A 776-nucleotide genomic window follows, 5' to 3' on the forward strand; every position below is an offset into this window, starting at 1 on the left:
TGATTTGAAGTAATCGCTTTGGTCTTTACCCGATTATTATTATCAATGACATAAACGTACATTCGGTCTTGAACCTCGAAAGTAGCTTTTTGAGGAATAATCAACGCATTCTTGTATTTTTTGAGTAAACGCACTTTTCCACTCGCTCCATGTTTTAGGATTTTTTCGGGATTATTAAATCTTGCTCTGAAAGCAATATTACCCGTATTTGGGTCAATTTCACCTTCGGTGGTTTCCACTCTTCCTTTAAACGGATGTTCTTCTCCGTTTGCCAAAATAAGTGTTACATTATTGGACTGCTGATTTTTATCCTTGAAATTCGAGCTATAATTTAGGTACTCTTTTTCTGAAACGTCAAAATAAGCGAAGACTTCACCGTTGTTTGAAATATTCGTCAACAGCGTTCCTTCTTCAATTAAGCTCCCAATTTTGTTGGGAATTCGATTCACAATGCCATTAAAAGGAGCTTTGATTTGCGTATAAGTCAATTGAATTTTAGCAAAAGATTCATTCGATTGAGCCTCTTCTACTTTCGCTTTCATCATGTCAACCTTATTTTTTGCTGCTTCCAATTCAGTATTGGAAACTACATTTTTTTCTACCAACCTCTTGATATTGTTCAATTCTATTTCAGCAGCTTTTTGTTCAGTAATGGTACTTCGCAATATGGCTCCTGCTTTGATAGCTTGCTCTTTCAATTCTGGATTATTAATGCTGAATAAAACCTGTCCTTGCTTGACATTTTTACCTTCATCAATAAAAACTTTATCAAGATA

Annotated in this window: 1 protein-coding gene; it reads right to left on the reverse strand. The window is 34.8% G+C overall.

What is annotated here, in order from left to right:
• Positions 1-776 (reverse strand): efflux RND transporter periplasmic adaptor subunit (locus VB796_RS23740; protein WP_323349081.1); only part of this gene is annotated, 776 nt, incomplete at both ends.

Origin of the sequence: Arcicella sp. LKC2W, assembly GCF_034931005.1 — a bacterium.
Lineage (GTDB): Bacteria > Bacteroidota > Bacteroidia > Cytophagales > Spirosomataceae > Arcicella.